Raw genomic sequence first — 14,836 nt, 5'->3', positions numbered from 1 at the left:
GCGGGGCTCCTGCGATTTCTAGCTGAATCTATTTGAGAGAGATAGTCTCCTCTGCCATGCGCTGCCCCAGACGACCACCCCCAACCCCTCTTCCACCCTGGGAGAGGAAATGCCTGCTCTAGGGGATCCGGGTCCGCAACAGTTCAAGTGGGCTAATGGGGGATCCCCCTCGAGAGGGGAGAGACTCAGCTCAGCAATATCCGTGCCTAGTCAAAGCAGAGGGCTATTGTTAAGGAATCTAAAGTAAAGTTGAGCTTTTGATATCACTGTTGCCGTCTTGTTACCGAAAGCGCTATCGTCTAAGCATCAAAGCTTTTTTCAAAGCTGCTTTATGGGCCCTGGAGGAGCGACCCCTCTGGGGCTTCTTCCATCCGGCTGCAGCTGAGAGGGCAAGGGATGGCTTTATGGGGTAGGGATCACTCCTCGGCGGACGGCAGGCCCCAGGGCGTGGCTACCGATGTCAGAACGGTAGTAGGCCTTGGGAAACTGCACTTGCTCCACAGCTGCGTAGGCTTGGCGCAGGGCCTCGGATAGGGTTGCCCCTTGGCCGGTAAGACAGAGAACGCGCCCGCCATCGCTCAGGAGCTGCTTGCCTGCCTGGCGGGTACCCGCATGAAACACCAACGCCCCCGTGGTGGCAGCTGCATCCAAGCCGGAGATGGGGATCCCTCGCTCGTAGGCATCGGGATAGCCTGGGGCTGCCATCACCACGCAGGCGGCATAGCCGGGTTTCCATTTGAGCTGGATTTGGGCCAGCCGTCCTTCTATACAGGCCAGCAGCACCTCGTCCAAAGGGTTTTCCAGCAAGGGCAGGATGACCTGAGCTTCGGGATCCCCAAAGCGGCAGTTGTACTCCAACACGTAGGGATCCCCACTGGGCGTGATCATCAAACCGGCATAGATCACCCCCTGGTAGCGGATGCCCCGCCGTTGCAAAGCCTCCAGGGTGGGATCCAGGATCTGGGTTTGGATGCGGGCCAACCCTTCTGGAGTGACCAGGTGATCCGCAGGGGCATGAGCTCCCATGCCGCCGGTGTTGGGGCCAGTATCGCCCTCGCCAAGGCGCTTGTAGTCCTGGGCAGGTGGCAGCGGCACACAGATCTGGCCATCGGTTAGAGCCAAAACCGACACCTCCTGGCCGGGGATAAACTCCTCGATCAGCACCTGATCGCCCGGCTTGGCCAGGGCTGCTTCCAGGGCTTGCACGGCTTCTTCCCGGTTTTGGGCAACGGTTACCCCCTTGCCGGCAGCCAGTCCGTCTTTTTTGATGACCACTGGGAAACTCTGGGAGTCGAGATAGGCCACAGCGGCAGATAGCTCAGCAAAGCCGGTAGCGCGAGCAGTCGGGATCCCGGCCTCTTGCATCAATTGCTTAGCCCAGAGTTTGCTTCCTTCCAGTTGGGCAGCGGCGCGGCTAGGCCCGAAAATGGGCAACCCTGCTGCCTGGAAGGCGTCCACAATCCCCTGCACCAAGGGCAGCTCTGGCCCTACCACCGTCAGACGGATCCCTTGTACGGTAGCAAACCGCACCAGGCCTTCAATGTCGGTAGCCGCCAAAGCCACGGATTGACAGCGGGGCAGCTGCTGCATGCCGCCGTTGCCGGGGGCACAGTAGATCCGAGTAACCTGGGGAGACTGCAACAGCTTCCAGGCCAGAGCGTGTTCTCGCCCCCCAGATCCGATGACCAGAGCCTGCATGGTGTGCTATTCCGCTGTTTCTAAACCCAGCTTGCCTGTTTTCCGAACATCCCCCATTAGACCATGTTCTTGTACCATTTCTGGGGTGTTGGCGCACTCCGGTCAGTGGACGGCGAGAGAACGGCCCCGCCAAGTCCAGTTGCGGCCGGTGGTGGTGCGGATGGCCGAAGCCAAGATGATGGCCGCTGTCGCCCAACCCCCCACTGCCGTTAGCCACCAGTAGCAGAGGGGCAGATGCGCCCAATGCCGGAGCAGAAGCCGGATGGCCAATTGGGCCAGGATCCCTGCCAAGCTGGCCAACAGCACCTCCAGGGATCCCGTAGCCCCAGCCAGGATCACCCCCAACCAGGGCAAGCTGCAGATCCCCAAGACCGTACCCATTGCCAACACCGCCAAGGCCCAGTTGCGCTCCAGGCCCAGGAACCAGTTTTTGGTCCACCCTTCCCAAAGGGCAGCCCCGTTGGCATACATGCGGCTGCGCACCCGCGGCCCTCCCAGGCAAATTTGCAGGCCTAACCCCTGGGCTTTGATCCGTTGCCCCAGGGCCACATCCTCGATCACCACATCGGCCACTCCGGCATGCCCGCCAACTTGCTCGTAGGCAGAGCGGCGAAACAGCAGGAAGGGACCAAAGGCAAAGGCTTTGGGGTTGTCGGGATCGTTCACGGCGGCAAAGTTGTAACCCACCGCCAGGATGGTCATCATGATGGGTTGCACCAGCCACTCCGCTAGGCAACCGCACACCAATTGCGGCCCTACACTCACCAAGCCGCTGCCGCTTGCCAGCAAATGTCCTAAGGCCGCTTCAATGGCACCGGATCCCAGCCGCACGTCGCAATCCAGAAACAGCAAGTAGTCGGCTTCTACGCGGGCGACGGCTTGGGCACAGGCCCAGTTTTTGCCCACCCACCTTTGGCCTTTGGGACGGGGATCCCCCTTGAGCAGGTGTAGGCGCGGATCTTGCCGTTCGGCAGCCAGGGCTTGGGCCAGCTCCCAGGTGGCATCCGTGGATTCATCGTCCACCAACCACACCTGTAAAGGGGCAGAGGTGCTGTCCAGAATGCTGCTCAGGCAGCCCACCACGTTCTCGGCCTCGTTGTAGGCGGGCACGATCACCGCCAGCCGCTCCATCCCGGCCGCGATTTCCCCTGCCTGTTCCGCCGGGGGATCCCTCAGCCAGGGGGAAGCCCGCAACGCTCGCCTCAGTTGCAGAGCCACTAGGGCAATCGCCAAAGCTGTTAAGGACAATACCCCCGTTAGGATTTCTCGGATCCCCACTCCTGCTTCCCTCGTTGTTTAGATGTGCTCAGGAACAGATTCCCACCTCTAATGCTCTAGCTCTGGGATGGCCCAATGATTTTCTAGGCAGACAAAACCCCTTCTACGATATCGCCATAGGGCCGGGGAAAGATTAGCCAGACCTGGCGCTGGGTTTCCACCAAGGCACGCACCAAAGGGGAAAGATGGGCAATTTCTTCATAGCCACGCTCGGTTTTGAGCTGGATCCCTTGGTCATAAAAGCTATAGCCCTGGACATGGGCAGAGCGGATGCCCAAATAGCTTTCAGGATCCAGCCCATCCCGCAGCATTTTGGCCTGCACAGCAGCCACCAGGGTTTGGCGTTGTTCCTCAGACAACTGGGTAATGTTGCGGGCCTTGAACAAATCCCGCTCCAAGTAGCGCCGCGACAGATCCGCCAAGATGGGATCCTTCCCCGACATGGCCCAGAGGCGCATGGGGTAGCTGAAGATGATATCGTCGGCAGCCAAGTAGAGGGGGAGCGGCAACTCGAAGGGATCCCCTTTTTGAGCCGCCAGCGAGGCCCAGCACCAAGCGCTGAGGATGGGATCCAGCTCAATCTCCCCCCTTTGCAGGAGCGCCTCTGCCCGCCTGAATAGCCGCTCCAAGATAAAACGGGCACAGAGGCTCTTGGGGTGCTGGTACACCTGGGTGTACATGAAATAGCGCACCACCAGGTAGTGCTCGATGGCCCCCAGGCCTTTGCGGGCGGGGATGGACAGGGATCCCGTCTCCGGGTCATAATCCAGCACCGTTAGGATGCGATCCAAGTCCAGGTGGCCGTATTGGGCACCCGTGAGCAGGCTATCCCGCATCAGGTAATCGAAGCGGTCGCAGTCCAGTTGGCTGGAGATGAGTTGCCCCACCAGCGGCAGGGGAAACTGCTTCTGCAGCACTTGCTGCATCTGGGCCGGCAGTTGGGGATCAAACTCTGCCAGCAGCGTCCCCACTTGGGGATCCTCCCGGAGAATGCGGGCCGTCCAAACCTCGTGCCGGCAGCCGAAGATCTCTTCCCCGGCATGGCTAAAAGGGGCATGGCCAATGTCGTGCAGCAGAGCCGAGGCCAAGGTTACCGCCCGATAGGGGCGCAGCTCCGGGTGGCGATGGGCCAATTTGTCGAACAGCCGCCGCGTTACCTGCAGCACCCCCACCGAATGGGTAAAGCGGGATCCCTCTGCCCCGTGGAAGGTAAAAAAGGCCGTGTCCAACTGGCGAATGCGGCGCAGCCGCTGAAAGGCCGGTGTATCGATCAGGCGAATGAGCAGAGCCTCAACCGCGTCCCCTCCATTCAGGCTGATGGCGCCATGCAGGGGATCGTGGTAGGTGCGGGACTTGCAAAACCGTAGCGGCATACTCCCACCATACCTCGCCAATTTTGGGATCCTTGGCTAGCCTGTCTGGGGGTGCTTCCCGCCTCGCCCTATCTATGCCCGCTTTCCCATGCCTCTCTCTGCAAAGGATGCCAGCACCCGAACCCCAGAAAACTCGACTCCAAGACAACAAGACAGCTGGGTGTTCCTCCTCTCCCTGCTGATTTTGATACTCAGTTTGGGGCTAACCGGCTGCTCTGCCAGTTCTGGATCCCCTGTTGTGCCCAGCCCACCCACCCTCACCCGCTACGTTGCCCTGGGAGCCAGCGATGCCGTTGGCTACAACGCCTCCATTTCCTGTGATGGCCCAGCCAACGCCGCCGGCACTCGACCCCAGCGCTCAGAGCCCCTGGACTGCCCCAATGGAACGGGCTATGTGCCCCGCCTGGCTCGCTTGCTGCCCGGCCCAGTGGAGCTTATCAACCTGGGCCGCTCGGGAGCGGTGCTCAGCCCCGCCATGCAAGCCCTGAGGCAGGGGATCCCGGCCAATTTGCTGCAGGATCAAGTGCCGCGCCTTCCCCCCGATGCCACCCTGATCACCATTTGGGTGGGCGGAAACGATACCAACGCCATCGCTCTGGCGGCGGCTCAACGGGCTCTCCAAGGTGAGGATCCCTTGCCCTTCGTCGATCAGCAGATCCGACAATTCGCCGCCGATTACCAAACCCTGCTGCAAGCGGTGCGTGCCCGTGCCCCTCAAGCTCGCCTGGCGGTGGCCAACCTGCCCAACTTCGCCCTGATTCCTCTGGGTCAGCAGCAACCCAGCAGCGTGCGCCAACTGCTCTCCCTGATCTCGGTTGGCCTCACGCAACGGGCCATCAACCCCTTAAGCCAACAGGGGATCCCGGTGGTGGACTTGCTCTGCGATCCCCGCTCCTACCGACGCGAGTCCTTCTTTCCCGGCCCGCTGGCCGACGGCTTTCACCCCAACGACCGGGGCTACGCCGATTTGGCCGATGCCTTCTTGAGCGCCCTTCGGCAACCGCTCCCTCCCCAAACCCGCTGCCCTCCCTTTAGCGAGGTGGGATCCCTGCAACCAGATGCGGCGGCAGAGTCCGCCCTCCGAGGTTTTCTCGCAGATGGGTACAGGCCGGCACAATAGGATCCCTGCACCGGGCAAGGGATCCCAAAGGCGCTTAGACGATCCAGCCACGGAGAACGGGCCAGTTTTAGGAAGCAGCCACAGCCGTCGAGGAACGCCGCCGCCGGCCCAGAGCACCCGCTACCGGCTCCGGTTGGGTTTCCACACTCAGGGAAGACACAGACTCCTCTTCAGGGGATTGCACAAAAACCGCCACCGTGGGCTTGCCGGGCAATTGTTCTCGCAAGAAACGGCGCACCACCCGCTCCACTTCGCCCTTAAGGCCGGCCCAGTCGATGTCCAGGCTGCCCCGCTCCAGCGAGCGAGCAAATTGGGGCCACGCTTGCCGAAGGGTGTTCTCCAGAAGGGGTTTCAGGTCGGATCCCTTGAGTTGGTTCCCTTCCCCCGCCAAGCCAAAGGTTTGCACCTGTGGGGTGCAGAGCAACTGGCCACTGCCGTCCAGGCTGATCACCACCGTCACCATGCCATCTTTGGCGATCTGCTGCCGCTCCTGCATCATCTCATCCATCACCACTCCATCGTGGGAAGCGGCGATCATCTGTAGGCCAGAGGGGACGCGGCCTGTGATGGCAATGCGCTCCCGGTTCACCTCCACCACATCGCCATTGTCGATGATTACAATGTTTTCCCGCGGGATCCCCATGCTCATGGCGGTTTCGGCGTGCTTGACCAGCATGCGGTATTCCCCGTGGGTGGGGACAAAGAACTTGGGGCGGGTCAGGGCAATCATCAGCTTTTGGTCTTCCTGGCAGCCGTGGCCGGAAACGTGCAGGCCCTTGTCTTTGCCGTAAATGACATTGGCTCCCAGCTCCATTAGCTTGTCAATGACCCGCGAGACTGCGATCGTGTTGCCAGGGATCGGGTTGGCCGACCACACCACCGTGTCGCCTGGCTTGATTTGCAACTGCGGGTGCTCGCCGTTGGCGATGCGGGTAAGAGCAGCCAGCGGTTCTCCCTGGGATCCGGTGGTGAGGATGATCACCCGGTCATCCGGCAGGCTGTTGATCACATGCATTGGCTGCAGCGTCTCGTCCTTGCAGCGGATGTAGCCCAAGCGCCGCGCATGAGCCACCACGTTTAGCATGGAGCGGCCCAGCAGAGACACCACCCGACCTTGCTGTTCGGCAATCTGCAGCACCAAGTTGAGACGATGTACCGAAGAAGCAAAGGTGGTGATGATCACCCGCCCTTTGGCTCCGGCAATGGCCTTGGTGAGACCGGGCACCACTGAGGCTTCAGAGGGGGTGAACCCCGGCACTTCAGCGTTGGTGGAGTCGCTGATCAGGCAGAGCACTCCCTTTTCCCCATGTTCGGCCAACCGCTGCAGGTCGAAGTACTCCCCATCCACGGGGGTATGGTCGATCTTAAAGTCGCCGGTCTGAATAATGACGCCCACAGGCGTGTGCAGAGCCACCGTAAAGCTATCGGCAAAAGAGTGGGTGTTGCGAATGAATTCGGCAAAAAAGTGCTTACTCAAGGGAACGATTTCACGGGGGCCAACAGGACGCAGCTCTGTGCGGTTGAGCAGGCCCACTTCCCGCAGTTTCTCTTCCAGCAGCGCCAGCGCCAATCTGGGGCCGTAGATGACCGGAATATCAAATTCCCGCAGGTGATACGGGATGCCACCGATGTGATCTTCGTGGCCGTGGGTAACCACCATCCCCCGCACTTTGTCCCGATTTTGCTTGATGTAGGTCATGTCCGGCAGCACGATGTTAATGCCGTGCATGCTCTCATCGGGAAAAGCCAAACCGGCATCCAAGAGGATGATGTCATCCTCGTAGCGGAAGGCCCATGTGTTTTTGCCGATCTCCCGCTCGCCGCCCAGCGGAATCATCTGAACGGAAGAGGTGGATTGTGGGATCACAGAACGAGAAGCAACTGAAGAACGTGGTGTTGGCATATGGGTTTAGATCCTCAACAGTAAAAAAACAAAAACAGAAATGGGCACAAGCTATCCCCGACAAAGTTGTGGGCGAAAGCCGCAACTCATCCATTTCCCAGGCCGGGGAAGAGCTTTTCAGGGAAAAAGCTACCTACCCACAGGTCAAACGCCACAAAAGAGCCCCTTGCAAACCCCTGAAAACCGTGGTCATGGCAGAAGCAAAGCCTAAAAATGCAATCATGAAACTTTCGTCGCCATTTGTTCGGATCCCTTCGATTCAGCCAGTAGGCCCATCTCTTCAAGCACCTGTCGCAAAACCTGCAGAGAACTGGGCTGTAGAGGCGCTAGGGGAAGGCGCGCCCGACCCACTCGCCAACCCTGCATCTCCAATGCGGCCTTAATCGGAACTGGGTTGGTCTCGATGAATAAAACCTTGAACAACGGAAACAGGCGCAGGTGGTGGGCCAAAGCTTGATCGTGTTGCCCCCTGATGTAGCTCTGGATCAGCTCCTGCAACTGCAACCCAACCAGGTGGCTGGCTACACTGACCACCCCGCTCCCCCCCAAAGATAGGAGCGGCAACGTCAGAGAGTCATCCCCCGAATAGATGGCGAAACGCGAGGGAGTGAGTCGCCGAATTTCCGAAGCTACATCCATCATACCACTGGCTTCTTTGATGGCGACAACCGTTTCCAATTCTGCTAATTGGGCTACAGTCTCCGGCTGTAAACTGGCCCCTGTCCGACTGGGAATGTTGTAGAGCAAGATGGGCAGGTCACTGGCTTGGGCGATGGCCTTGAAGTGCTCATAAAGGCCGGCCTGGGTAGGCTTGTTGTAGTAGGGCACCACCTGCAGAGAGCCATCCAAACCGAGTTGAGCGGCCTTTTTTGTGGCTTCAATGGCCTCACGGGTGGAGTTGGATCCCGTCCCGGCGATCACCTTAGCCCGACCGGCCACGGCATCTCGCACCACGCGGAACAGCTCATACTCCTCTTGCCAGGTTAGGGTGGGAGATTCGCCTGTGGTGCCACAGACCACCAAGCCGTCACTGCCGTGGGTTACCAAGTAATCGGCCAAACGAGCGGCCTCATCGTAGTTAAGCTCCCCCTCATCGGTAAAGGGGGTAACCATGGCCGTCAGCACTCGACCGAAGTTCACCGATTGCTTCTCCCCATCAACCACACCAATCCGACGATTAACCGGGCGACCCAGATGAGACCAGTTTGTTTTTCCATCATACCTGCCTTTGCGTTAGGGATCCCGCTTGCCTGCCCTGCCAAGGCCCAGTTTGTGCCTCACCCGGTTGCCACAGGCTGGATAAAAGGGAGATAACAAAGAAGACAGACCGTTTGAACACGGAATGTATAGCCATTTGCCAATCCTGCCCCTACCTTTGGGGGGAGCAGCCTTTCTACCGACACTTGAGGATCCCTATGGACGCCCTAACTGCCCTGAAAGAGCGCATTTCCGCCGACAAATTGGATCCCAGCCGCCGTTTATCGGAAGCGGAGATCCGAGAGCTGGTGGCTTATGCTACGGAAGCTCCTTCTTCCTTCAACATTCAGCACTGGCGGTTTGTTGCGGTCACCGACCCGGAAGACAAAGAGCGCCTCAAATCTCTGGCCTACAACCAACAGAAGGTGGCGGATGCATCGGTGGTGTTTATCATCCTGGGGGATCTGCGGGGGTATGAGAAACTGCCTGAAATTGTGCAAAGAAGCGTTGCTGCCGGGATCCTCTCGCCCGAAAAAGCGGAAGGCTGGGTGAACATGGCCCAGGCAACCTATCTCCACAATCCCACCTTGGCGCGGGATGAAGCGATTCGCTCTGGGGCGATGGCTGCCATGGCGCTGATGATCGCGGCTCAGGCCAAGGGTTTGGTGAGCGGGCCGATGATCGGCTTTGATCCGGAAGGGGTAAAGCGGGAGTTCGGCATTGCCGACCGCTACGTGCCGGTGATGCTGCTGGCGGTTGGATATGCGGCAGCGGGTAACCTGCCGCGCAAGCCTCGCTTGGGGGTGGATGAAGTTCTGGCCTTTGGGCGAGGGCGGGAGTTTTAGCCCTAGGCTCAGGTGGGATCCCTGTCGCCCTCTCCTGGGCTCCTACCGGCATCAAGCCTTGAGAAAATGAACCAGCTGTTGTAAGCGATCCCAAGCGGCACCCCTGGCGAGAATCTCGCGAGCTTGGGCGATCCCGGCTCTCCAATCGGGGGCCACTCCGGCCACCTGCAGGGCCAAAGCAGCATTCAAGGCCACCACATCCTGCTGGGCAGGCGTCCCGGATCCCTGGAGAACTTGGGTGAGGATGGCCGCATTTTCCGCCACATCCCCCCCCTTGAGAGCTTGGGTGGGTGCCAGGGTCAGCTCGTAATCTGCAGGGTTCAAGACTTCCGTCCGTACCAGCCCACCGGACAGGATGCCCAGATCGGTGGGTTGATCCAGACCGGCCTCGTCGAGACCTTCGCGGCTGTGCAACACAATGGCCCCTTCCCGTCCCAACAGGCGCAGGGCCTCTGCCATTACCGGCACCAGCTCCTGGGCGTAAACCCCGATCACCTGGCGGTTGGGATAGAGGGGGTTGACCAAGGGCCCCAACAGGTTGAAAATGGTGCGAACCTTGAGGGCCCGCCGATAGGGGATCACCGCCCGCATGGCCGGGTGCCACTGGGGAGCAAACAAAAAGGTGATGCCCACTTCCGCCACAGCCGCCCGCACCCGCTCTGGCTCAGCCCCCAAGTTCACCCCCAGGGCCTCCAGCACATCCGCCGAGCCGACCTTGCCAGAGGCGGAACGGTTGCCATGTTTAACCACCGGGATCCCGGCTGCACTGACCACAAAGGCCACCGCCGTGGAAATGTTAAAAGTGCCGGCCCCATCGCCGCCGGTGCCACAGGTATCCACCAGGAGAGGCAAGTCCAGCGGGGATCCCAGCGAAGCCCGCTGTAGCACTCGTGCCATGCCGGCCAGTTCACCAGCGCTCACACCCTTGGCTTGCAGGGCCGCCAGAATCGCCCCTGACACCACATCTGGCACTTGGTTCTGGAGCCAACCATTCATCAACTGTTCAGCTTGGGCTTCGCTGAGAGATTGCCGATCCAGCAACTGCCCCAAAAGCTGTGGCCAAAGGTCAGCCGTTTCCGTCATGGGTCGGGATCCTGGGTGTCAGCGGGTACTTATAGTAGCGTATCCCGCCTCTGGGTCACTTGCCTCGTGCAGGTCGGGCCATACTGATGGTTGGTATAGTGGGTTTGACCTGAGCCGTTTCCGGCCCTAGCAGGGTGCGCTCCATTCTTCTCTTCCCTCCCGGAGGTTGTGATGAATCCTCCAACTAACCCAAGGGCTTGCAGCCCGCTTGCACGAGCGGGAGCCTTCGCCCCCATCCATGTTGTGGGCGGGGGGTTGGCGGGGACAGAAGCTGCTTGGCAAATTGCCCAGGCAGGGTTGCCTGTCATCCTTTCGGAGATGCGCCCCGTGCGTCAGAGCCCGGCCCATCACACCGATCAGTTGGGGGAGCTGGTGTGCAGCAACTCCTTTGGGGCTGCGGCCAGCGATCGGGCGGCAGGGCTGCTCAAGGAAGAACTGCGACAACTGGGATCCCTGGTGATCGCGACGGCGGATTGCCATGCAGTGCCGGCAGGAGGGGCATTGGCAGTGGATCGGGCCCGCTTCAGCCAGGCTCTCACGGAAGCCATTCAAAACCATCCCCGCATCACCCTGCGTCGGGAGGAGGTGACGGAGATCCCGGAGGGCATTGCCGTCCTCTGTACCGGCCCTCTGACCAGTGATCCCCTGGCCAAGGCACTGCAAGCCTTTACGGGCCTGGAGTACCTGAGCTTTTTTGATGCGTCTAGCCCCATTGTTACCGGGGATTCGTTGAACCGAGCGGTGGTGTTTCAGGCTTCCCGCTACGACAAGGGGGAAGCAGCCTATCTCAACTGCCCCATGACGGAAGCGGAGTACGAACGGTTTTGGCGGGCGCTGGTGGAGGCGGAGCAGGCGCCCCTCAAGGATTTTGAACGGGAGGAGCGCAAGTTTTTCGAGGGCTGCTTGCCGATTGAAGAAATGGCGCGCCGTGGCAAAGACACCCTCTGTTTCGGCCCCTTGAAGCCGGTGGGGCTGGTGGATCCGCGCACGGGATCCCGTCCTTACGCGGTGGTGCAGTTGCGGCAAGAGGACAAAGCAGGGCAGCTGTGGAACTTGGTGGGCTTTCAAACCAACTTGAAATGGGGAGAACAGCAGCGGGTCTTTCGCCTCATCCCCGGCCTGGAACAGGCGGAGTTTGTCCGCTTTGGGGTGATGCACCGCAATACATTTTTGAATTCGCCCCAGCTTCTGTGGCCGACCTTGCAATTTCGTCGCCGACCCACGCTGTTTGCCGCCGGCCAGTTGGTGGGCACCGAGGGCTATGCCTGCGCGGTGGCAGGGGGATGGTTGGCCGGACAGAACGCCGCCCGCCTGGCTCTGGGGTTGCCCTTGATCACGCTGCCCCCCGAGACGATGATGGGATCCCTGTTTCAGTTCATCAGCAGCGCCGATCCCAGGCACTTTCAGCCGATGCCGGCCAATTTTGGGCTGTTGCCGGATTTGGAGGGGCGCAAGCTTCGCAACAAGCAGGAGCGCTATGGCCGTTACCGGGATCGGGCTTTGGCTGCTCTGAAAACGACTGGGTTGGTGCGCCAAGTGCAAACCGCCTAGGGGAGCTTGGAGCGTGTTCCCGACCATTGCGATCCAAGTCAAAGTCGAGATTGAGCGTTATCGTCATTTGAAACTAGATTGAGACACTTCCTAGGCGTTTCGCGACCGCCCCCAGCCCCTCTCCCTCTGGGGGAGGAGAGTCGGGAAGCAATGCCACAGAAATATTTAGAAATGTTTCATTCCTATGCCGCGGTAGCAGATCCCAAAACGAGCTGTCAAAAGCTGGGCAAACCTGTTGGCTACCTTCCCTCTTTCCGCTGCTCACAAGACAAAAGGGCGCGCATGGACTCCAACAGTTGAGGCACCCTCTGGGTGAGGTCTTGATATAGGCAAATTTGCTGTTGGCAGCGGGCCAGGTTATGGGCTTTGCGGCTGGGGTAGCGCTGGGGATCCCAATTCCAGTAAGCGTCTTCAAACCAATCCTGCAAAAAGCGCATCCCCAATTCCAGGGTAATCAGTTGGATCCCTTGGAGAAGGAGTTCCGGTTGTAGGGCGTGCAAGTTCCCGGTTTGGGCATAGCCCCGCAACCCGGCCAGGATCGCCTCGGGCTGAAGGGTATTTCCTCGTTTGCCCCAGGAGCGCAGGGCATCCCCCAATTCAACATAGAGATTGTGATACATAAAGGTGTCCAGATCCACCAGGCCCACAAATCGCCCCTGCTCATCGAACAAAAAGTTGTTGAACTTGAGATCGGCATGGATGATTTGAGTTGGGATCCCCGAGGGCAGCAGAAGATTGGGCACAGTTTCGATTAAAAACTGCCATTCTGCCTGCACTTCTGGGGCCGGCTCATACTGGCGTAGCTGTTGCCAAAGGTGAGCCGTATCGTGAAAATGCGGGATCTGGAAGCGAAAACGATAGCCCATCTGGGCCAAGAGTCGATGCAGGCGTCCAACGGCTGCCCCCGCCTCTTCCAGATAGCCCCAATTGGGAGGAGTTGGGTGACAGGATCCCGGCAGACAATCCATGACCCGCCACAGCCCTTCTGCCCAGGACAAGTGCAGGGATCCATCGCGAGCGCGGCGGAATTGGGGGACGGGGAAGCCGTGTTGTCTCAACCATTGGCCGATGGCTTGACCATCTTCAGTGACAGCAGGATCAAATCGGGGATGAAGGCGCTGGACGATGAAGGATCCCTCAGAGGTGTTGAGTTTCCAAGTTTGGTGAATGAGGCCCACTCGGATGGCTTCGGGTGGCTCTGGATCCCCCAGTTGAAAGTGCTGGACAAGGGGATCCAGCCAAGTCAGGTCAAGCATAGGCAAGGAAGAAATCTATTCAAGCTTGGGGTGCTGGGTCGATCTTTTCGTTTTCAGAGCTGCCTCAAACTGCTTACCACAGCGGCGGCCTTTGAGGCTTACAGTTCAAGTTCTATTGAAGTGGCTTCATGTTGACGATTTTACCGTCCTCGATAAACAGGGCAAGTTGTTTGGGAGGGTGCAGCTTGTTATGCAACCACAGCCTTTTTGCGGCTCACCCGAACGGGATTTGTCGCCGAAACCCACTGCCCCATTGGCCGAGAACTCAGGTGTCGTTGTAGCAAACCCGCGAAAGAGCCCCATTTGCTACCTTAATGAAGGTTGCTGGCCGGACAACCGTTAGGTTCCCTCATCACCCCATGGATACCCGCCTAATCAACATTGGCTTTGGCAACATCGTCGCCGCTGGGCGTGTGGTCGCCATTGTCAGTCCCGAGTCAGCTCCCATCAAACGCATCATCAGCGATGCCCGCGAGAGGGGCCAGTTGGTGGATGCTACCTATGGTCGTCGTACCCGCGCTGTCATCATCACCGATTCCGGGCACGTCATCCTCTCCGCCATCCAACCCGAAACCGTTGCCAACCGCTTCCTCACGGCCAAGCCCGGTTTGCCAGACGAAACCGAGTGAAAGCCATCGCTGTGAGCCGTCTGAGGAACCAGGAGTGAGATATCCTAAAACCAACCCAAACAAGTCAATTGCCCAGCCGTCTTGCGTCGGTCTCTGTCTATGCCAGCCTCTCCTACCCCAGTTCCCTCTGAGTGTACGCAGCAGCAGGGATCCCTTCCGGCTCCTACCCCGCGCGGTCGCTTGGTGGTTTTGACAGGGCCCAGCGGAGTGGGTAAGGGTACGCTGGTCAACCAGTTGCGCCAGCGCCACCCCGAGCTGTATCTCTCGGTTTCGGTCACCACCCGCCCCCCCCGCCCCAGCGAACAGGAAGGCGTCAACTACTACTTTCGCAGTCGGGAGGAATTTCTCAACTTGATTGAAGCCAACGAGCTGTTGGAATGGGCACAGTATGCGGGCAACTTTTACGGCACTCCCCGCGAGATCGTGTTCCAAAAACTCAATCAGGGTCAGGATGTGCTGCTGGAAATTGAGCTGGCGGGGGCCCGTCAGGTGAGGCAACAGTACCCAGATGCCATTCGCATCTTTCTCTGTCCCCCTTCTCTGGAAGAGCTGGAACGTCGCATCCGCGAGCGCGGACAAGACTCAGAGGCCAGCATCGAGCGCCGCCTGGAACAGGCCCGCAAGGAATTGGATGCCCAAGACGAATTTGACTACGTGATTGTCAACGACAACCTGGAGCAAGCGCTGCAGGAGCTGGAAGCCCTGCTCTATCCCCCCTCTCCCTCTTCAAAGGAGCAGCAGCCCTAGCTTCTCCAGCCCCTTCCCGGAACGCTGGTGTCGGTGGTGCAGTGGCTCCAGATTGGGCCTAGGGTTAACTTTCGGTTAAGAAAAAAGCTGCTGGGGAGGGTAGTTTGGCTTTACCAAAAAACTGGGTCTGAAGCCCCGCCCTAAGGCCTACGGCCC

12 protein-coding genes are annotated in these 14,836 nt (G+C 59.6%); 5 read left to right on the top strand and 7 right to left on the bottom strand.

Features of this window, described 5'->3' with window-relative positions; translation table 11 throughout:
- Positions 1 to 402 precede the first annotated feature (402 nt).
- The 3 genes from purD to NW818_RS08635 all read right to left on the bottom strand — a co-directional run bounded on the left by purD (position 403) and on the right by NW818_RS08635 (position 4,349).
- Positions 403 to 1,698 (bottom strand): phosphoribosylamine--glycine ligase, encoded by a 1,296-nt coding sequence (gene purD / locus NW818_RS08645; RefSeq protein ID WP_414332286.1) that lies wholly within the window; start codon positions 1,696 to 1,698, stop codon positions 403 to 405.
- A 102-nt stretch (positions 1,699 to 1,800) separates the two neighbouring features.
- Complete coding sequence (locus tag NW818_RS08640) at positions 1,801 to 2,976, bottom strand: glycosyltransferase (RefSeq protein WP_414383000.1); 1,176 nt, start codon at positions 2,974 to 2,976, stop codon at positions 1,801 to 1,803.
- A gap of 83 nt (positions 2,977 to 3,059) precedes the next feature.
- A complete protein-coding gene (locus NW818_RS08635; RefSeq protein WP_414424321.1) occupies positions 3,060 to 4,349 on the bottom strand; it encodes an HD domain-containing protein in 1,290 nt (429 codons plus the stop codon).
- A 238-nt stretch (positions 4,350 to 4,587) separates the two neighbouring features.
- Between NW818_RS08635 and NW818_RS08630 the strand changes: the two genes are divergently transcribed.
- Positions 4,588 to 5,469, top strand: a complete 882-nt coding sequence (locus tag NW818_RS08630; protein ID WP_414424320.1) for an SGNH/GDSL hydrolase family protein — start codon at positions 4,588 to 4,590, stop codon at positions 5,467 to 5,469.
- Positions 5,470 to 5,536: 67 nt separating this feature from the next.
- On the opposite strand, the gene NW818_RS08625 is transcribed toward NW818_RS08630, so the two are convergent.
- Positions 5,537 to 7,372: a ribonuclease J gene (locus tag NW818_RS08625; RefSeq protein WP_414412728.1), complete on the bottom strand. Its 1,836-nt coding sequence runs from the start codon at positions 7,370 to 7,372 to the stop codon at positions 5,537 to 5,539.
- Between the two features lie 219 nt (positions 7,373 to 7,591).
- Positions 7,592 to 8,512 (bottom strand): 4-hydroxy-tetrahydrodipicolinate synthase, encoded by a 921-nt coding sequence (dapA, locus tag NW818_RS08620; protein WP_414424319.1) that lies wholly within the window; start codon positions 8,510 to 8,512, stop codon positions 7,592 to 7,594.
- Positions 8,513 to 8,787: 275 nt separating this feature from the next.
- Here dapA and NW818_RS08615 point away from each other — a divergent pair, with 275 nt between their 5' ends.
- Positions 8,788 to 9,414 carry a nitroreductase family protein gene (locus tag NW818_RS08615; protein ID WP_414424318.1) on the top strand — a complete coding sequence of 209 codons (627 nt, stop codon included), beginning with the start codon at positions 8,788 to 8,790 and terminating at the stop codon, positions 9,412 to 9,414.
- A gap of 51 nt (positions 9,415 to 9,465) precedes the next feature.
- On the opposite strand, the gene trpD is transcribed toward NW818_RS08615, so the two are convergent.
- Positions 9,466 to 10,497, bottom strand: coding sequence for an anthranilate phosphoribosyltransferase (gene trpD / locus NW818_RS08610; RefSeq protein ID WP_414329730.1), 1,032 nt, complete (start codon positions 10,495 to 10,497; stop codon positions 9,466 to 9,468).
- 171 nt (positions 10,498 to 10,668) lie between these two features.
- On the opposite strand from trpD, the gene trmFO reads away from it, so the two are divergent.
- Positions 10,669 to 12,048: an FADH(2)-oxidizing methylenetetrahydrofolate--tRNA-(uracil(54)-C(5))-methyltransferase TrmFO gene (trmFO, locus tag NW818_RS08605; protein WP_414329729.1), complete on the top strand. Its 1,380-nt coding sequence runs from the start codon at positions 10,669 to 10,671 to the stop codon at positions 12,046 to 12,048.
- A 239-nt stretch (positions 12,049 to 12,287) separates the two neighbouring features.
- Here the strand turns inward: trmFO and NW818_RS08600 are convergent, their stop codons facing one another.
- On the bottom strand, positions 12,288 to 13,304 hold the full coding sequence (locus NW818_RS08600) for a phosphotransferase enzyme family protein (protein ID WP_414424317.1): 1,017 nt from the start codon (positions 13,302 to 13,304) through the stop codon (positions 12,288 to 12,290).
- Positions 13,305 to 13,663: 359 nt separating this feature from the next.
- Here NW818_RS08600 and remA point away from each other — a divergent pair, with 359 nt between their 5' ends.
- Both remA and gmk read left to right on the top strand, forming a co-directional pair.
- Positions 13,664 to 13,933: an extracellular matrix/biofilm regulator RemA gene (gene remA / locus NW818_RS08595; protein WP_414330335.1), complete on the top strand. Its 270-nt coding sequence runs from the start codon at positions 13,664 to 13,666 to the stop codon at positions 13,931 to 13,933.
- A 99-nt stretch (positions 13,934 to 14,032) separates the two neighbouring features.
- The gene (gmk, locus tag NW818_RS08590) at positions 14,033 to 14,680 is read left to right on the top strand and encodes a guanylate kinase (RefSeq protein WP_414388593.1); all 648 of its coding nucleotides are present in this window, start codon (positions 14,033 to 14,035) and stop codon (positions 14,678 to 14,680) included.
- Positions 14,681 to 14,836 lie beyond the last annotated feature (156 nt).

The sequence above is a fragment of the Synechococcus sp. R6-5 genome, from assembly GCF_047461775.1.
Classification (GTDB): Bacteria; Cyanobacteriota; Cyanobacteriia; order Thermostichales; family Thermostichaceae; genus Thermostichus.
Note: the sequence above shows the minus strand (reverse complement) of the source record. Positions and strands in the feature narration are given on the sequence as shown.

Bases quoted from the DNA above. Each gene is read 5' to 3' on its own strand.
- purD (WP_414332286.1), bottom strand. From the start codon at position 1,698: ATGCAGGCTCTGGTCATCGGATCTGGGGGGCGAGAACACGCTCTGGCC.
- remA (WP_414330335.1), top strand. From the start codon at position 13,664: ATGGATACCCGCCTAATCAACATTGGCTTTGGCAACATCGTCGCCGCT.
- trpD (WP_414329730.1), bottom strand. From the start codon at position 10,497: ATGACGGAAACGGCTGACCTTTGGCCACAGCTTTTGGGGCAGTTGCTG.
- NW818_RS08600 (WP_414424317.1), bottom strand. From the start codon at position 13,304: ATGCTTGACCTGACTTGGCTGGATCCCCTTGTCCAGCACTTTCAACTG.
- gmk (WP_414388593.1), top strand. From the start codon at position 14,033: ATGCCAGCCTCTCCTACCCCAGTTCCCTCTGAGTGTACGCAGCAGCAG.
- NW818_RS08625 (WP_414412728.1), bottom strand. From the start codon at position 7,372: ATGCCAACACCACGTTCTTCAGTTGCTTCTCGTTCTGTGATCCCACAA.
- trmFO (WP_414329729.1), top strand. From the start codon at position 10,669: ATGAATCCTCCAACTAACCCAAGGGCTTGCAGCCCGCTTGCACGAGCG.
- NW818_RS08635 (WP_414424321.1), bottom strand. From the start codon at position 4,349: ATGCCGCTACGGTTTTGCAAGTCCCGCACCTACCACGATCCCCTGCAT.
- NW818_RS08615 (WP_414424318.1), top strand. From the start codon at position 8,788: ATGGACGCCCTAACTGCCCTGAAAGAGCGCATTTCCGCCGACAAATTG.